Below are 18481 nucleotides of genomic sequence, written 5' to 3'. Positions count from 1 at the left end.
AATTTGAATAAATTTGATTTAAATGATATTAAACTAACTAAATATTTGTTTTTTACAGGTAAAGGTGGTGTTGGAAAAACTTCAACAGCTTGTGCTACTGCTATGACACTAGCTGATCAGGGGAGAAAAATCATGCTTGTAAGTACGGACCCAGCATCAAATTTACAAGATGTCTTCAGTACTACTTTAAACAATAAAGGGGTAGAAATAGATGAAGTTCCAAACCTTGTTGTTGCAAACTTTGATCCAGAAGAAGCTGCAAAAGAATATAAAGAAAGTGTTGTAGGACCATATAGAGGAAAACTTCCTGATGTAGTTATTAAGAATATGGAAGAGCAATTATCAGGCTCCTGTACAGTTGAAATTGCAGCTTTTAATGAATTCTCAAACTTTATAACAGATGATAAGGTGAAAAATGAGTTTGATCATGTAATCTTTGATACAGCGCCTACAGGCCATACTCTTAGAATGTTACAACTTCCATCAGCTTGGAGTAACTTTATAAGTGAAAGCAAACATGGGGCATCATGTCTAGGTCAACTAGCAGGTCTTGAAGATAGAAAAGAGATTTATAAAAATGCAGTTAAAACTCTTGCAAATGGAGATTTAACTACTCTTATTCTAGTATCTAGACCAGAGGATTCACCACTTAAAGAAGCCGAAAGAGCATCAAAAGAACTTCAGGATATTGGTGTAAACAATCAAATCATTGTTATAAATGGAGTTCTTAAAAATCCTGATGATGAATTATCAAATAATATATTTAATAAACAAAAAATTGCTTTAGATGATATACCAGAACACTTAAAGAATTTAGAAACCTTTGAGATTCCTTTAAGACCATACAATATAACAGGTATTGAGAATTTAAGAGCATTTCTAAAAGAAGATAATATAAAATATAATCATGAAAAGTTAGATGTTAATGAAATACCTAAGTTAAATGAGGTAATAGAAGATTTATATAATTCTAACAAGAAAGTTATATTTACTATGGGAAAAGGTGGAGTAGGAAAAACAACAATGGCTGCAGCTATAGCATTAGGTTTAGCTAATAAAGGTAAAAAAGTACACTTAACTACTACTGACCCAGCTCATCATCTTAAATTTGTTTTAGATGAAAGTTATGGAATTACCTTAAGTAATATAGATGAGAAAAAGGAATTAGAAAAGTATACACAAGAAGTTTTAAAAAAAGCTAGAGAAACCATGAGTGAAGAAGACTTAGAATATGTTGAAGAAGATTTAAGATCTCCATGTACTCAAGAAATAGCAGTATTTAGAGCTTTTGCAGAGATAGTTGAGAAATCTGAAAATGAAATAGTTGTTATAGATACAGCACCAACTGGACACACTCTTTTATTGCTAGATTCAACTGAGAGCTATCATAGAGAGATAGAAAGATCTCAAGGAGATATTCCTGAATCAGTAAAAAAACTTTTACCTAGATTAAGAAATGAAGCTGAAACAGAAGTAGTTATAGTAACATTAGCTGAAACAACTCCTGTTTATGAAGCAAAAAGACTAGAAGATGATTTAAAGCGTGCTGGAATAAATAGCAAGTGGTGGATTATAAATTCAAGCTTATATGCAACCAATACTACTAATGAGATTTTAAAGGCAAAAGCTAATAATGAGATTCCTTGGATTAATAAAGTTAATGAAATAGCTAATGGAAATTTTGCTGTGATTGAATGGAAGGCAGAAGAAATAAAAGGAAGTGAACTTTTGAATTTATTAGATTAAAAGTAATTTTCAATACTATGCTTCAAGCATAGTAATTGAATATTCTAGGACAGTTTTTGTTGAACAAAGATAGAAATTAAAAGGAGTGAGATTATGGATACAGAGTGGAAATATAAAGTTTTTACACTGGATAAATTTATGAGTATAGATAATAATTTAACATTAGAAGAAAAGTTAAATAAATATGGTCAAGATGGATGGGAGCTTGTAGGGGTTATAAACAAGCAAACTCAATCATTAGGAGTTCCATCAGGGATAGATAGCGATTCAATTATATTAAAAAAGGCCTATCACAAGCTTAAAAGCAACAATTATATATAAAGATTAATATAAATGATTTGTTTATATATTAGATAAATATTTACAAAAACTGTTCTATAAAAAACATCATTAATTATATAAAGTATAAATTAGTGCAGATATATACAGTAAGGGGTGATTTTAATGAATAAAGAAAAAATTCAAGGTATCGGTTTTTTTCAGAGGTATTTGACTATTTGGGTAGCTTTCTGCATGATAGTAGGAGTTTTTATAGGTAAATTTTTACCTGGCATTCCTTCATTTTTAAATGAGTTTGAATACGCTAAGGTATCAGTACCTACAGCTATACTAATTTGGATAATGATTTATCCAATGATGATGAAGGTGGATTTTAAAAGTATTAAGAATGTTGGGAGAAATCCTAAGGGGTTATATGTTACATGGGTGGCTAATTGGCTTATTAAACCTTTTACAATGTACGCTTTTGCATCATTTTTCTTCTATGTAATTTTCAAAAATTTTATTACTCCAGATCTTGCTAAAGAATATCTTGCAGGAGCTGTGCTTCTTGGAGCAGCACCATGTACGGCGATGGTATTTGTTTGGAGTACTCTAACAAAAGGTGATCCTGCATATACTGTAGTTCAAGTAGCTACTAATGATTTAATTATTCTGGTTGCTTTTGTACCAATTGTTAAGTTCCTTTTAGGTGTTAGCAATGTATCAGTACCATGGGATACATTAATTTTATCTGTGGTATTATTCGTTGTAATACCACTTGCAGGCGGAATTATTACAAGAATATTTATGACAAGGAAAAAGGGTATTGAATATTTTGAGAAACAGTTTTTGCCTAAATTTGATAATATAACAACTATCGGTTTGTTACTAACACTGATTTTATTGTTTGCATTTCAAGGTGAGGTATTTCTTAATAATCCATTGCACATACTTTTGATTGCAATACCATTGACCATTCAGACATTTTTTATATTCTTTATATCATACTTACCATGTAAGGGATTGAAGTTACCTCATAATATTGCAGCTCCTGCAGGAATGATTGGAGCATCAAATTTCTTTGAATTATCTGTTGCAGTAGCAATAGCTTTATTTGGAACTAGCTCACCTGCTGCATTGGCTACCACTGTAGGAGTTTTAACAGAGGTTCCCATTATGCTGATTCTTGTTAAAATTGCCAATGGCACAAAACACTGGTTTCCAACTGCGAGGAATGATAAAAGTGATTTGTTAAATTAGATAATAGTAAAAGTAATTAATAATTTATTTGATTAGATATACTATAGCTTACTATTAGAAATGTAGTAAAAATATATGATAATTATATGAAGGATGAGATGTAAAAATGGAGAATAAAAGTAAGCTATCTTTCTTAGATAGATATTTAACAGTTTGGATTTTTATTGCAATGTTTTTAGGAGTTGTATTAGGATATTTGTTTCCTAATACAGCTACAGGCATTGAAAAAATGAGTACAGGTACAATTTCATGGCCTATAGCTATAGGATTAATTATTATGATGTATCCACCATTAACGAAAGTAAAGTATGAGAAAATGGGCAAGGTAAAGAATGATAAAAAAGTATTTATTTTATCTCTTATACAAAATTGGATTATAGGGCCAATTTTAATGTTTATTCTTACTGTTATATTTTTACCTGATTTATCTGGATTTGCGGTAGGATTAATTATAATAGGGTTAGCTAGATGTATAGCCATGGTAATAGTCTGGAATACTTTAGCGAAAGGTGATAATGAGTATTGTGCTGCATTAGTAGCAATTAACTCTATATTTCAAATACTAATGTATACGGCATATATATATTTGTTTATCAACGTAATTCCTAATTGGTTAGGATTATCTTGGGGAAATACTTCTATAAATATATCGATGTTTGAAGTGACAAAAAGTGTACTAATTTATCTAGGAATTCCTTTCTTAGCAGGATTTTTAACACGATTTGTTCTAGTAAATGCTAAAGGATTAGATTGGTTTGAAGAAAAGTTTATACCTAGTATCTCGCCATTAGCTCTAATAGCTCTTTTATATACAATAATGATAATGTTTCTTACTAAAGGTCAAGAAATTATAAACAATCCTATTAATGTAATAAGAATAGCTATTCCACTTCTTATATATTTTGCAATTATGTTTTTAATTAGTTTTTATATGTCTTATAAATCAGGATTTAAGTATGATCAAACAGTTACTCTTGCATTTACAGCAGCAAGTAATAATTTTGAATTAGCAATTGCCGTATCTGTGGCTGTTTTTGGGATACATTCAGACCAAGCTTTTGCAGCCGTTATAGGACCACTAATTGAAGTACCGGTTATGATTGGATTAGTGAATTTAGCATTAATATTTAAAAAAAAGTATTTTGATAAAAATGGTTTACCAATTAGAAGTAGTTAAAATATTAAGTTACTTTAGTTAAAAAGGAGATGACTTATGAAAATATTAATAATAGGTGCTGTTGCAGCTGGAACATCGGCAGCTGCTAAGGCTAGAAGAAATGATGAAAATGCAGAAATCAAAATATTTGAAATGGGGGAGGAAATATCCTATTCATCTTGTGGACTCCCTTACTACATAGGAAATGAAATTGAAAAGAGAGAACAATTAGTACCTAGAGACGTTAAGTTCTTTAAGAATAAGTACAATGTCGATATATTTACACAACATGAAGTTTTAAATATAGATGTAAATGCAAAAGAATTAAAAGTTAAAAATTTGATAGATAATAGAGTTTTTAATGAAAAGTATGATAAATTAGTTATCTCAACTGGAGCGACACCAATATTTCCTAGAATTGAAGGTATAGATAAAGATAATGTTTTTGTACTTAGGAATGTTATAAGTGCAGATAAAATAAAGAACTATATTGAGAAAAATAAACCGAAGAAAGCACTAGTTGTAGGTTCAGGATTCATAGGTCTTGAGATGGTTGAGAATCTAAAAAGACTTGGAATAGATGTTACTGTAGTTGAGATGGAAGATCATCTAATGAAACCATTAGATAAAGATGTATCACTATATTTGAAAGATAATCTAGCAAAACATGGAGTAAAGGTAATATTAAATGATGGAGTTGTAAAATTTGAAGGTGATTCAGTTATTACAAAAGCTTTCTTAAAAAGTGGTAAAGGTATAGAGACTGATATGGTAATAGTAGCTACAGGTGTTAGACCCAATGTTTTACTAGCTAAAAATGCTGGAGTAGAAATAGGTGAAACTGGAGCTATTAAAGTAAATAATAAGATGCAAACAAACATTAAAGATATATATGCATGTGGAGATTGTGTTGAAAGCTATTCAATAGTTACAGGAAAACACTTATACAGACCACTTGGATCTACTGCAAACAAAATGGGAAGAATCGCTGGAGATCAAATAACCGGTGGAGATTTAGAGTTTAGAGGTATCTTAGGAACAGGTATATTCAAAATATTTGATATGGTAGTAGCTCAAACGGGGCTAACTGAAATAGATGCAATAAATGAAGGCTACGATATTAGTGTATCCCATAACATTAAGCCAGATAAACCTCCCTATTATCATGGTGAAGAAATGCTTATAAAAGCCGTAGCTGATAAAAAGACTGAAAAGTTATTAGGAGTACAAATAGTAGGAAAAGCGGGAGTAGATAAAAGAATAGATGTTTTTGTTACTGCCATTACTTTTGGAGCTAAGGTTAGCGATTTATTCCATCTAGATTTAGCTTATGCTCCACCGTTTTCAACAACAAAAGATCCAGTTATGTACACTGGAATGATATTAACTAATGATATAAATAGCAATAGAAAGTTAATTACCCCTAATAAATTACAAGAAAAAATAAATAATAATGAAGATCTAATTGTAATAGACACAAGAGAACCAAATCAATATGAGGTATCACATGTAGATGGAGCAATAAATATACCTCACAAAGAATTAAGAGAAAAAGCAAACTCACTTGATAAACAAAAGCTTACAGTAACTTACTGCAATAAAGGTGTTACAGGTAATGCTACCCAAAATATATTATTAAACATGGGATTCAAAAATGTATATAATTTGTCTGGTGGAAATAAGAACTATTCGAAAATAATGAAAGAATAATAGTAACAATAGTTTTATGAGGATTAGTATAAATAAAGAACTATAAGAGTACCTAAATATAATTTTGATGGAGGCTTATTATAATGAGAAAAGTATTATTTCTTTGCACACAAAATTCTGCTAGAAGTCAAATTGCTGAAGCTATACTAAATTCAAAGGGAAATGGTGAGTTTATTGCATATAGTGCAGGAAGCTGTCCTGCAAAGGATGTTAACCCTTATGCTCTACTTGCAATGCAAGAACTAGGTATAGACATAACTAATTACGAAACTAAGTCAGTAGATAATTTTCTAGATGAAGAATTTGATTTTGTAATAACTCTATGTGATAAAATGAGAAATCAATGCCCAAACATTAGTAGTGATACTATTCAAGCCCATTGGGGATTGCCTGATCCAAAATATTTTGAAGGTACTGATGAAGAGATTCTGAAACAGTATAAAAGGTTAAAAAATGACTTAATTACACGAGTTAACATACTTCTTTCTTTGCCTATGGAAAAGTTAGATAGAGCATCTATAAAGGAAAAATTAGATAATATATTAAAAGATGAGTATGGTAAAGAGTGTTGTAAATAATTTAGATATAAATATACATGAACTAGGCTAATATTCTCCAATATGTTTTTAAAACTATTATGGAGAATATGGATGATTTGGAGGATAAAATTATGAAACCAAAAGTTGCATTTATATGTGTTCACAATTCTTGTAGATCTCAAATGGCTGAAGCCATAAGTAAATTATACGCTTCTGACGTTTTTGAAGCATACTCAGCAGGAACTGAACTTAAGGATCAAATTAATCAAGATGCTGTTAGAATAATAAAAGATTTGTATGAGGTTGATATGAATGAATCACATAGATCTAAACTATTAACAGATATACCAGAAGTAGATATTGTAGTAAAGATGGGATGCAATGTAGTTTGTCCATTCTTACCTGCTAGACATACAGAAGATTGGGGATTAGATGATCCGACAGGCAAAGATGACGAAGAGTTTATAAAAACAGCTAAAACTATAAAAGAAAAAGTTGATGATTTAAAACTTAGAATATTGAATAATGAAATTTAATAAAGTTTCACTAAAGACTTCTATAAGTATGGTAATTAAATACTTGTAGGAGTCTTTAATTAATAGAAAGAATAAATCTAGTTTATCAAAATATTTTAAATGATAATTGCAATATACAACTATTAGATAGTACAATAGTTGTAGGAGGTAGTTAATTATGATTAATGCAAAAAAATTAAGAGAATCAATAAGAATACTAGAAAGAAAACTTGGTGTTTTACAAGATAATGGATACTCATGTTGCAAAATAACAATGTCTCAATGCCATGCTTTAGTAGAAATAGGGAGAGCAAATAATATTTCCTTAAATCAATTGGCTGAATTATTAAATTTAGAAAATAGCACAATGAGTAGAACAGTAAATAATCTTGTTTCAAATGATTTAGCTAAGAGAGATATAGATCCTGAGGATAGAAGGTATGTAACAATATCACTTACAGATAAAGGGTATAAAATTTTTGAAGAAATTGAAAATGATATGAGTAATTATTTTAAGAAGATATATGATGAGATTCCAGAAGGAAAAAGACAACAAGTGTTAGACAGTATAGATATACTTATTGAAGCTATAAATAAAAGTGAACTTAATAATTAAGGAGGGATAAGTTATGTTAATAGGTGGATTAGTAATTGCAGCTATATTGTTATATTGTATAGCTTCAGAAAATGATAGAGAAAAAGTATTGAGTGATTTTTGTGAGATTGAATGTAAGAAGAATATAAAAAATAAATATAGATTTTGTTGTTAATTAATAGGGGGATTAGTAGATGGATAGTAAAGTCTATTTTCAAAATGTAGCTAATCAGTGGGATACTATTAGAAAAGATTTTTTTTCAGAAGAAGTTAGAGATAGGGCGTATGAAGTTGCAGGGGTAAAAGTAGGACAACTAGCAGCTGATATTGGTGCAGGCACTGGTTTTATAACGGAAGGATTGATTAAAAAAGGATTGACTGTCATAGCGGTAGATAGATCGGAAGAAATGATTGAACAGATGAGAGAAAAGTTCAATTCTTTTAAGGGAATAGCGTATCTTCAAGGTGAATCAGAAAACTTACCAATTAAAAATGATACAGTTGATTATTCTATGGCAAATATGTATCTTCATCATGTAGAAAAACCATTACTCGCAATTAAAGAAATGGTAAGAATACTTAAACCTGGTGGTAAGCTAGTTATTACTGACCTTGATGAACATGATTTTGAATTTTTAAAAACTGAGCATCATGATAGATGGATGGGGTTTAGGAGAGATGATATTGAAAACTGGTTATCATCAGCAGGTTTAGAAAATATCATGGTTAGAAGTATTGATGGGAATTGTTGTGCTGAATCAACTTGTGGATGCGAAAAAGCTAGTATAAGTATTTTTATTGCTTGTGGTGAAAAGTAATAGGTAAAAAAGTATTAATACAAAAGGATATTTGTAAGATTTAAATACTTTCAGTTTAGTAAAAAGGGGAATAGAGATGAACTACGAAGTTGAAAAAATGAGATCAGAAGATTGGGAGCAAGTTAAAGAGATTTACTTACAGGGGATTAATACAGGGTTAGCAACATTTCAAAATGAAGTTCCTACCTGGGAAGCATGGGATAAAGGACATCTTGAAATAGGTAGATTAGTAGCACGTTCTAATGATGAGATATTAGGTTGGGTGTCTATAGGACCAACTTCTAGTAGAAGTTGTTATGAGGGAGTAGTTGAAGTAAGCATATATATAAAAGCGGAGTATAGAGGAAATGGTATAGGAACAAGTCTTCTAAAAAGTTTAATTGAACAAAGTGAAGAAAATGGAATTTGGACATTATATTGTTCAATTATAAAAGAGAATTGTGGAAGTATAGAAATGCATAAAAAATGCGGTTTCAGAGAAATTGGTACAAGAGAAAGAATTGCTAAAATGCCTAATGGAACATGGCATGATGTTGTATTGCTTGAAAGAAGAAGTAATATTGCCGGAATGATTTAAATGATTATAATTACGAATAGAAGATGAACTTTGATAAATTATATAAAAAGATATAGGATTAGTAGAAACTTATACTAACTATCCTATATCTATAACTTTCTTTTTATTATTTAAGTATTTAGGTTTCTGGATTGAACAGTATATTTAATAGTTAAAAAGCTAGTTTTAGTTAAATCTCTTCATAGATATTTATGTATTTATATAATGTGGATCTGCCTATACCTAACATTTTAGCAAAACCTTTAGCACTTATCTTTCCATAATCTCCATTTTTAAATTTATTGTATTCTTTGATAAAATCTTTTGGTAATGATACCTTTGGTCTTCCAAGAGCTGTTCCTTTCTCTCGAGCAACAAGCAACCCTTGATTTATTCTAGAAACTGTTTTCTCTCTTTCTTGTTGTGCCATATGTGCCTTTAAAGTTATAACAATGTCTATTATCATATCATATAAGCTATTGTTATTTATAGTATTCCATTCATTCATGTGAGGAACATCTAATGCAACGACCTTAATTTTCTTAGATTTTAAAATCTTTAATTCCATCATAACATCATCAGCGCTTCTGCCTAAACGATCTATATCTGTGATAACTATTATATCGTCTTTTCTTAGTTGTTTTTTTAACTCATCATACTGGGGTCTGTTTTCTGCTTTTACTGTACCACTAATTCTTTCTTCAAAAATTCTATCAAAAATAAAATTATTATCTTCAGAATAGTTTCTCAGTGTTATTAATTGTCGATCAGTTTTTTGACTTTCTTTGTTTGTACTTATCCTTACGTATCCAAATATCAAATAATCACACCCTTATATATTATAGAATAACATAAATTATGTATATGGTCTGTGAAATCATATAGTTTTTTTGTAGACACTTTTTTAAATAGCTAGTACTAATTATCTTAATTATATGGATATGAAAAAGTGTCCATTAAATCTATTGATTTATAGACATTAGTTTACAAAATATAAAAGTTATATGAGTTATTTTTAAGAAACCTTAAAAAATTCAAGAATATTATATCTTCATTATATCTTCATATAAAAATAGTAAACTTATATAAAATTATATGAAGAAATTTTATCTATTAAAAATGAAGAAAAATATAGGTAGAATGAGTAGTATGATTAAGAAAAGTAATTAGTTAATTCTCTTAAATGGAAATGAGATGAGTTAACAGTATTACAGAAATAAAAAAATTATTGTTGCAGATAATTTAATAAACAATTGAGGGGAGGAAGGGTATTACTAATTTATTATAGTAATACTATGATGTTATGAAGAAAAAAGCAATATCAGCTTTACTTATTGTTTCACTATTATTTGGAACAGGTATACAAGTATTGGCTGAACCTTTAACAGAAGAACAACAGCAAATACTTGATGAAAAGGGCGAAAGGGTATCAGAAGCTGAAAGCAAGTATGCGGAACTACAAAATAAAGCAGACGAGCTAGATATGCAAATACAGCCAATAGCTATAGCTGTAGAGGAAAATCTTAGGAAAATTGCAGATGCAAATAATCAAATAGAAAGCGTAAAGAAACAAATACAAGAAACAAAAAAAGAATTAGAAGAAAAAGAAGAAATCTTTGGCTTAAGAATGCGGGCGCTTTATAAATCTGGTGGACAAGCAAGTTATATTGGAATTTTATTAAGTTCTAATAGTTTAGGTGATTTAATTGCTAAAGCTCAAGCTGTTGGAAAAATAATGAGCTTAGATAAACAAATTATAGGTGATCTTGAGGATAAACAAAAAGAGTATAATGACCATATATCCAACTTAGAAAGTAATATTCAAGAAATTGAATTATTAAATAAGGATAATAAGGTTAAATTGGATGAGCTGAATAAGAAAAAAGAAGAACAAATGGTATACATAAATCAGGCTAAAGAAGAGTATGAAAAATTTGCCAGTGATTTAGCAACAACAGAGAGAGAACTATATAAGCCATTTAAAACTATAATTGATAATTCTGGTAGTACAGTTAATGACTTGAATAATGCTATTTCAACTTTGAGGGAGTTAAGAAAGAATGTTAAGAGTTCAGAGATTGATGGTGAGTTAGTAAACTTAATTGAAAAAGCAAAAACTCTGGTTCAGCAAAAACAAGCACCAGTGACTACATTAAGTAGGGGAGGGAATGCTGCACCTGTGACGGGTTCAGCATCAAGTTCAACGTTACTTTCCATAGCTTATAGCAAACTAGGAGCTAAATATGTTTGGGGAGCTACTGGTCCTAATGTATTTGATTGTTCAGGATTTACACAGTATGTTTTTAAACAAGTAGGTATATCTATATCTAGAACTACATTTACACAAATAAATGATGGAGTTCCTGTGAGTTATTCTGATCTACAACCAGGAGATTTGGTATTTACTAGTCCTGGGCATATGGGTATATATGTAGGAGGCGGGCAAATGATACATGCTCCTCAGACAGGAGATGTAGTAAAAGTATCAAAAGTTTGGTCATTCTATGCAGCTAGAAGAGTAATGTAGAGAAAAATACTATGGTGGGTATTTTTATTGATTATAGAAGTTTTAATTACTATGGGTATAGTATTGTTTTCTGTTCTTACAATATATAAGAAGATAAGAAAAAAATCTTCATGTTGTTGTGAAGGAGGAAATGAATTGAAGGAAAAATATAAAAAGTAATATGAATAAATTACATTTTTATAATCTCTCCATAATCTCTCCATAAATGTATCTTAGAATATGTATATAGACTAAGTATTAAATATAAGGAGAGCTGAGATATGAAAAAAAGATTTTTAGCGTTAATTGGTACAACCGTATTAACAATAGGTTTGGTAAAGATAGCATATGCAAAAGAATACATTGCTCCTAATAAATCTAACATTAGGTTATCAATGATGTCTGAAAAGAACAAAAATAGCATGATAAATATAATGAAAGAAAATGGATTTAAAAATGTTGCTGATGCTATGGAAAATAGAGACTTTGAATATATGAGTGAGTTTATGAATAATGTGACCGATGAACAATATAATAAAATGATAGATATCATGAAAAATAACGATTATGAATCAATGGGCAGAATGATGGAATCTGTAGATAAAGAAGTTATGATTAATATGCATAACTCGATGATGGGAAAAGGAAATACACAAGACTCTCAAGAATAAACTAATAATTATAATGAGAATCTCATGATGATTTGAGATTCTCATTTTTTATGCCCGTATTTGTGCATTGTCTACTCATAAGCCATAATATAACTTTATTTTAAATTCATATTTGTAAGACAGATAGGATAACCTAATGGTAAATAAATAGTTTTAAATTTATAATTAGTGATTATCAATTAATAAAATAAAAGCTAAAATGGAGGAAAAAATGTATAAATCTAAATGTTTTAAAGTAATAGGAAGTTCTTTACTACTGGCATTGGCTTTAGTATCTTGCGGAAACTCAGCAAAAGAGGAAACTAAAACACCTAATACAGAAGCTCAAGTTGAAAAGAAAAAAATATCATACATATTCACAGCTAATGAAGGTGGAAGTATATCTATAATAGATCTTGCTACGAATAAAGTAGTTGAAACTATAAAAGATGAAGGGTCACCACATAATATTCAGGTTTCACCAGATGGAAAAGTTTTTGCTTATACTTCAGCAGTAAAGATGGAAGAAGGAAAAACAGAGCATGGCTCCATGAGCATGAATGGATCAGCATTTTTTTATGATATTGAAACTAGAAAGGAGATTGGAAAAGTTGAGGTGGGAAAACATCCTGCACATATAGTATTTACAAAGAATGGTGAATTCGCACTAGTAACTAATAATGAGGATAATAATGTATCTATAATTAATGCTAAAAATTATAAGCTTATTAATAATATAGCGGTTGGGAAAGGACCTCATGGTTTTAGGATATCAGCAGATAGTAAATATGCGTATATTGCTAACATGGGAGAAGACACAGTAAGTGTAGTTGATATCGTAGGTAATAAGGAAATAAAAAAAATAAAGGTAGGAAGTACTCCAGTAACTACAGGTGTGACTGAAGATAGCAAGACATTAGTGGTTGCAATAAATGCTGAAAATTCTATAGCAATAGTTGATTTGAATTCAGATAAAGTTGAAAAAATTACAGTAGGAGTAGGGCCAGCCCAAGTTTATTTATCGCCAGATAATAAATATGCATATGTTGCTAATCAAGGAACTGAAAAGAATCCTTCTAATACTGTTTCAAAAGTTGACTTAACAACAAAACAAGTAGTTGCAACGATAGAAACTGGAAAGGGAGCTCATGGTGTAGTAGTAAGTTCTGATAATAAATTCGTATATATTACTAATATGTATGATAGTACAGTTAGTGTTATAGATAACAGTACAAATAATATAATAGATACTATTTCAGTTGATAGTACACCTAATGGTATAAGTATTAATGAATAAAGTTATTAAAATAATATCCCTATCAAACTATTTGTTTGATAGGGATATTATGGATTTGTATCTATATGAAATTATAAGAATAATGTGAGGGCAATTAATTTTACAAAGCTATTGATATTATGGGGTCAAATATTTATTTAGACCTGTAGCAATAGCTTCAGTAAGAGTGTGCTGATAATTCGAATTAATAAGTAAAGATTCCTCACCTTTGTTAGTGATATAACCTAACTCAATTAGTATGGCAGGAGCTTCTACTTTTTTTAGAATCGAAAATTCTTCTGTCTTTATACCTCTATTTTTAGACTTAACATTTTTTATAATCTCATCTTGAATTAACTGAGCTAATTCTTTACCTTCTGAGCTTAGTTTACTGTAATATGTCTCTGTACCTGTAACATTTTTGTCTTTAAAAGTATTTAGGTGAATACTTATAAAAATATCAGCATTTGCCTGATTAGATATATCTGCACGTGCTGATATATCTAGTTTATTGTCAGAAGGCCAAGTAACTTTATCACTTTTTCTAGTATATAGAACATTAAAACCTCTTTTTTCTAAGATAGAACCTAGTTTTAAAGAAATTTCTAATGTAACATCCTTTTCTTTTGTACCAATAACTCCTATAGAACCTGAATCATACCCTCCATGACCTGCATCAATGACAATTGTTTCAACTAGCTTTGAATTTGTATTTGCTATAGAATTGACAATTGAACCAAACTCTTCAGATTCACCAGTTTTTTCTTTAGTTATATAAGGTGTAGCAAATATTTTAAGTGAGGCTTTGTCTTCTATTTCTTCATTATTTAGTGTTAAGTTATAATTATCATTAATATAAGTACTAATTTTAATTATTGTTATTAAGGATAAAACGATAATTATAATTGAGAGTGAGATAATATAAAGTATTTTCTTGAGTTTTATAACAATACCCCCTGTTTTCTTTAGTTAATTCATAGTCTTATATCAATTAATATCCTTATGAGGCATAAGCACATAGATTTTCTGATACTTTACGAGTGTAATAAATATCTTCATATATTTGTTCAAGCTTTTTATTAGCTTCATTGTAATCACTCAAAATCTTCTTGGAATAATTCACTCTATAATTTTTGTTTAATAAATATATTAATAAATTCATCATTTAATATCCTCCTTTATTTACACAAGTTAGTTTATAATCTTATATCAATTAATACCCTTATGAAGCTTAAGTACATAGATTTTCTGATACTTTTTGAGTGTAGTGAACATCTTTATATATTTGTTCAAGCTTATCATTAGCATCATTGTAATTATTTAAGATTTTTTTTGAATAATTTATTCTATATTTTTTGCTAAATAAGTATCGTAACAAATTCATCATTAGTATTCTCTCCTTATGTTTTCTTATCTATAAATTAATTATAAAAAAGAATTATGGAGGAATTATGGAGGTGTATATTATTCTATAAATATAGTAAAAAAAGCTTTGATAAGACTTATATTATCAAAGCTTTTTAGATGCAATTTTAAAGACAAGAATTAACCTTACTTGCAATCTTATATAATATTTTATAATCATCTCCAAATGTACATAAAGACTCACAGTTTTTATATAAGTTAGAAAACAATATATATCTTAAGGTGATACATTCTATATCTTTGAAAGATGGACGTTTTAATTGCGTAATTATTTCTTTTTCTCGTAAATCAGGCGCTACTAGAAAAAAATTAGATTCTTTTGAACCTAGTGATAATCCTAAATCAATTAATCGCAGAATTCCTGAGTATATAGAAGTACTTTTTTCAACTTCGAAAGCACATTCAATTTCATTGGATTGTTTATTTATCCAGATAACATCAATAAGTGATATTGTCCTTAAGACTTCTTTGGGAAGAGATAGAGATGGTAGTTCAGGAATAGTAATAAACTCCAAGCTTTTACCATTAAGAGATCTTGTCCTATCATTTATTGCAACAAAAACATCATAACCTAAAGAATTACCAATCTCAGTTAATAAAAACTGCATTTTAAGATGTTCAGATTCTTCTTTAATTTCATTCTGGACTTCGAGATGGCGTTTATTTAAAGCCTTCTCTAACTTAGCTTTTTCAAATTTTAGTGATACCTCCCAGTTTTCAGTCAAAGAAATTTTACCAATACCTATATCGAATAATAATCCAGAGATTGCACCTAAGTCTTTTGACAATAATGGATTAAGTTCTTCATTCGTTCTTATAATTACTTCTCTCATTTGTAAATAATCAGTCCATGAACCAAGTTTCTTTTTATCAGAAAATATAGCATTAAAACCATTTACCATAGCTGTATTAAACGGAGGCATTAGTGTAGGATGCAAAAAATAAAGTATATTTGCTACAGCAGGGCCTAGACCTTTAATTTTATAACTATCTAGTTTTACAATTTCTTTTATTAGCTTATCTGCACTATTAGCTGATAAACAAGATTCTAAGAATTGTCCCAATATTATTTTATTTTCTTCATTCTCATAAATATCCGGAATTCTAAGTTTTGGTTTCCAATAGAATGGATGAGCAGCACCTTCAAAAACTTGTTTTTGTTCAGTAATACATTTTAAAACAAATTCAAGTGGAGAACCTTTAAAATCATTTCCGAATGAGTTAGTTTTAATAGAATTAATAATATCAATTACTCCTCGACGAATAGATCGAAAAGCTTTCATTCTAGTTTCATTATGTATAAACCAAGTGTTATAGACTGATTCTGAATCTACCTTATATTGATTAACAATTTCAATTAATTTTGTATCGCTCATTATTTATGCCTCCGATAATATACATTATGATATAATATAGAATAACATAAAATGTAAATAATTTATATGAAATGGTAATGAGAATTATAAAAAATATATCTGATAAAAAGTATTTATTTGGCTTGAATACTTATATTTAAGTTAATATTTAATAATATAGAGATCTTATAAACTAGTAATTATTAATATCATATATTACCAATAAAGATTCATATATATAATAAAATAATAACTAAAGTAAATTAATAAAAAGTAAAATATATAAATGAGATATATTTTACTTTTTAATACTTTAGACTTATATTTAATTATTGATTTTAAAGTATTCAACCATAGAGCTTAGATCCTCTGTCATTGAAGTGAGGTTAGTAGATGTTGAAGAGATTTCTTCCATAACAGCTATTTGCTCCTGAACGCTTGAACTTATATCTTGAGAAGTAAGGTTTAATAACTTTGTATTTTTAACTATTTGATTCATGTTTTGTGCAATATTATCAGTCGATTTAGTCTGACTATTAGCTTGTACAGATATTTCTTCTATATTATCAGTTAATATGTTCATATTCTGTATTATATAATTAATTTGCTTTTCAGTATCTTTTGCAACAGAAGTTCCAGCATAGACCTTACTTTCCGTTAACTGAATATTACTAACAGAAATACCTATTTTAGATTTAATATCTAAAATCATATTTTCAATATTATATGCTGCCGAAGCACTTTCTTCTGCTAGTTTTCTAACCTGATCAGCAACTACAGAAAAGCCTTTACCTTGCTCACCAGCCCTAGCGGCTTCTATTGCAGCATTTAATGCTAACATATTTGTTTGATTAGCTATATTAGTTATCATTGAAGTTATTTCACTTATTTTGTTAGATAAACTATCTAAATCACTTATAGTATTTTTAACTTTTTTTGTTGCATCTTCAATTTCTTCCATTGTAGAGACTACAATATCAACGGATTTTTTACCTTTAAATGAATAATCTCTAAAGGTTAGTGAATTATTTTTTGCTTCAATAGCAAGTTTAGAAACACTGCTTGAGCTTAAGGATATTGAATCTATATTTATGCTTGTTTCTTCTACGCTTTTAGATATGTTTTCTATACTGTCTGTAATATTAATAATCTTCTTTCCTATATCATTTGTTACATTAGTTATACTATCAATAGAGTATGATAGGTGATCGCTACCTGAATTAACTTCAGTAGAAGTAAATTTTATTTTACTTACAATGTCTTTGAGGTTCTTGCCAGTATTATTTAAGGCAGTAATAAGTATGCTTAATTCATCTTTAGATATTGTATTTAATTGATCGGTTAAGTTTCCATTAGCTATGTTTTTAGCAAAAGAGATACTTTTTTGAAGTGGTCTTAAAATAGATGAAGATATAAGAATAGTCAGTATAGCACTTATAATTATTGCTATTATAGAGAATATCATAACAACTTTTACTACGTTATAGTAAATATTCATACTGCTCTCATACTTTTGTTTTGATTCTTCGATATTATTTTGAGCTATAATATCTATCTTTTCTTCTATACTTTTAAATAACTTAGAATTATCCTTTGAGAGAGCTAAAGCCTCATCGGTATTATTTTGCATACTTTTCTCAATTACATTTTTTTGTTGTAATCTGACTTTAGATACAGTGTCTATTATAGTATCTACTATATCTATGCTATTAGCATGAGTAGATTCCTTATACTTATTTAAATTTTCAATTATTCCATTGTCATAAGCATCATCTAGATGCATAGTATGTTCTTGTTTTTCTTCTAATGTTAATGATAAAAGTACATTTTTTTCAGCTAACTGAACTTTGGCTACATAATATTGAGCATCTTTTATATAATTTATATCGGATACTTTATTATACATATCCTCAACATTATGATTTATTTGCTTCATATCATATAATCCTACAGTGGCTAATAGAAACATAAAACTTAAAGTGATTCCAAAGGAAAAGAATAATTTTTTTCTTATAGTATATTTCACATGTATTTCCTCCAATAAATAGTAGTTTTATATAAATAGGGTATATAAGTGACCACCTCATTTTATTAATAAGTAATCTTAATTACC

20 protein-coding genes are annotated in these 18481 nt (G+C 28.8%); 15 read left to right on the top strand and 5 right to left on the bottom strand.

Going from position 1 to position 18481, the window contains the following annotated elements:
• Nucleotides 1-3: 3 nt before the first annotated feature.
• From arsA to L1S49_RS07905, 11 genes are all read left to right on the top strand, one after another.
• Nucleotides 4-1746, top strand: coding sequence for an arsenical pump-driving ATPase (gene arsA / locus L1S49_RS07955; RefSeq protein ID WP_238903414.1), 1743 nt, complete (start codon nucleotides 4-6; stop codon nucleotides 1744-1746).
• 93 nt (nucleotides 1747-1839) lie between these two features.
• On the top strand, nucleotides 1840-2067 hold the full coding sequence (locus tag L1S49_RS07950; RefSeq protein WP_238903412.1) for a DUF4177 domain-containing protein: 228 nt from the start codon (nucleotides 1840-1842) through the stop codon (nucleotides 2065-2067).
• Nucleotides 2068-2190: 123 nt separating this feature from the next.
• On the top strand, nucleotides 2191-3267 hold the full coding sequence (gene arsB, locus L1S49_RS07945) for an ACR3 family arsenite efflux transporter (RefSeq protein WP_275299549.1): 1077 nt from the start codon (nucleotides 2191-2193) through the stop codon (nucleotides 3265-3267).
• A 106-nt stretch (nucleotides 3268-3373) separates the two neighbouring features.
• Complete coding sequence (arsB, locus tag L1S49_RS07940) at nucleotides 3374-4444, top strand: ACR3 family arsenite efflux transporter (RefSeq protein ID WP_238903410.1); 1071 nt, start codon at nucleotides 3374-3376, stop codon at nucleotides 4442-4444.
• 36 nt (nucleotides 4445-4480) lie between these two features.
• Nucleotides 4481-6133 carry an FAD-dependent oxidoreductase gene (locus L1S49_RS07935; RefSeq protein ID WP_238903407.1) on the top strand — a complete coding sequence of 551 codons (1653 nt, stop codon included), beginning with the start codon at nucleotides 4481-4483 and terminating at the stop codon, nucleotides 6131-6133.
• Between the two features lie 83 nt (nucleotides 6134-6216).
• The gene (locus tag L1S49_RS07930) at nucleotides 6217-6711 is read left to right on the top strand and encodes an arsenate reductase ArsC (RefSeq protein WP_238903405.1); all 495 of its coding nucleotides are present in this window, start codon (nucleotides 6217-6219) and stop codon (nucleotides 6709-6711) included.
• 92 nt (nucleotides 6712-6803) lie between these two features.
• Nucleotides 6804-7208 (top strand): arsenate reductase ArsC, encoded by a 405-nt coding sequence (locus tag L1S49_RS07925; RefSeq protein ID WP_238903403.1) that lies wholly within the window; start codon nucleotides 6804-6806, stop codon nucleotides 7206-7208.
• 157 nt (nucleotides 7209-7365) lie between these two features.
• A complete protein-coding gene (locus tag L1S49_RS07920) occupies nucleotides 7366-7803 on the top strand; it encodes a MarR family transcriptional regulator (RefSeq protein WP_238903401.1) in 438 nt (145 codons plus the stop codon).
• Nucleotides 7804-7816: 13 nt separating this feature from the next.
• On the top strand, nucleotides 7817-7957 hold the full coding sequence (locus L1S49_RS07915; protein WP_238903400.1) for a hypothetical protein: 141 nt from the start codon (nucleotides 7817-7819) through the stop codon (nucleotides 7955-7957).
• A 19-nt stretch (nucleotides 7958-7976) separates the two neighbouring features.
• Nucleotides 7977-8600 (top strand): class I SAM-dependent methyltransferase, encoded by a 624-nt coding sequence (locus L1S49_RS07910; RefSeq protein WP_238903399.1) that lies wholly within the window; start codon nucleotides 7977-7979, stop codon nucleotides 8598-8600.
• 76 nt (nucleotides 8601-8676) lie between these two features.
• Complete coding sequence (locus tag L1S49_RS07905) at nucleotides 8677-9177, top strand: GNAT family N-acetyltransferase (protein ID WP_238903398.1); 501 nt, start codon at nucleotides 8677-8679, stop codon at nucleotides 9175-9177.
• Nucleotides 9178-9346: 169 nt separating this feature from the next.
• Here the strand turns inward: L1S49_RS07905 and L1S49_RS07900 are convergent, their stop codons facing one another.
• A complete protein-coding gene (locus L1S49_RS07900; RefSeq protein ID WP_238903397.1) occupies nucleotides 9347-9976 on the bottom strand; it encodes a recombinase family protein in 630 nt (209 codons plus the stop codon).
• Nucleotides 9977-10459: 483 nt separating this feature from the next.
• Here L1S49_RS07900 and L1S49_RS07895 point away from each other — a divergent pair, with 483 nt between their 5' ends.
• From L1S49_RS07895 to L1S49_RS07880, 4 genes are all read left to right on the top strand, one after another.
• Nucleotides 10460-11683: a C40 family peptidase gene (locus L1S49_RS07895; protein WP_238903396.1), complete on the top strand. Its 1224-nt coding sequence runs from the start codon at nucleotides 10460-10462 to the stop codon at nucleotides 11681-11683.
• A gap of 27 nt (nucleotides 11684-11710) precedes the next feature.
• Nucleotides 11711-11842 (top strand): FeoB-associated Cys-rich membrane protein, encoded by a 132-nt coding sequence (locus L1S49_RS07890; RefSeq protein WP_238903394.1) that lies wholly within the window; start codon nucleotides 11711-11713, stop codon nucleotides 11840-11842.
• 101 nt (nucleotides 11843-11943) lie between these two features.
• Nucleotides 11944-12333, top strand: coding sequence for a hypothetical protein (locus tag L1S49_RS07885; protein ID WP_238903391.1), 390 nt, complete (start codon nucleotides 11944-11946; stop codon nucleotides 12331-12333).
• Nucleotides 12334-12544: 211 nt separating this feature from the next.
• Nucleotides 12545-13609, top strand: coding sequence for a YncE family protein (locus L1S49_RS07880; RefSeq protein WP_238903389.1), 1065 nt, complete (start codon nucleotides 12545-12547; stop codon nucleotides 13607-13609).
• 979 nt (nucleotides 13610-14588) lie between these two features.
• Here L1S49_RS07880 and L1S49_RS07875 read toward each other — a convergent pair.
• The 4 genes from L1S49_RS07875 to L1S49_RS07860 all read right to left on the bottom strand — a co-directional run bounded on the left by L1S49_RS07875 (nucleotide 14589) and on the right by L1S49_RS07860 (nucleotide 18394).
• Entirely contained in the window at nucleotides 14589-14753 is a 165-nt protein-coding gene (locus L1S49_RS07875) for a hypothetical protein (protein ID WP_156337801.1), read from the bottom strand.
• A gap of 66 nt (nucleotides 14754-14819) precedes the next feature.
• Nucleotides 14820-14975, bottom strand: coding sequence for a hypothetical protein (locus tag L1S49_RS07870; RefSeq protein WP_156337802.1), 156 nt, complete (start codon nucleotides 14973-14975; stop codon nucleotides 14820-14822).
• A gap of 145 nt (nucleotides 14976-15120) precedes the next feature.
• Nucleotides 15121-16389, bottom strand: a complete 1269-nt coding sequence (locus L1S49_RS07865; RefSeq protein WP_238903387.1) for a hypothetical protein — start codon at nucleotides 16387-16389, stop codon at nucleotides 15121-15123.
• 304 nt (nucleotides 16390-16693) lie between these two features.
• The gene (locus tag L1S49_RS07860; protein ID WP_238903386.1) at nucleotides 16694-18394 is read right to left on the bottom strand and encodes a HAMP domain-containing methyl-accepting chemotaxis protein; all 1701 of its coding nucleotides are present in this window, start codon (nucleotides 18392-18394) and stop codon (nucleotides 16694-16696) included.
• Nucleotides 18395-18481 lie beyond the last annotated feature (87 nt).

The organism is Clostridium sp. YIM B02506, assembly GCF_022324845.1.
GTDB classification, from domain to species: Bacteria; Bacillota; Clostridia; order Clostridiales; family Clostridiaceae; genus Clostridium_T; species Clostridium_T intestinale.
This window is presented reverse-complemented; position numbering and strand designations above follow the sequence as displayed.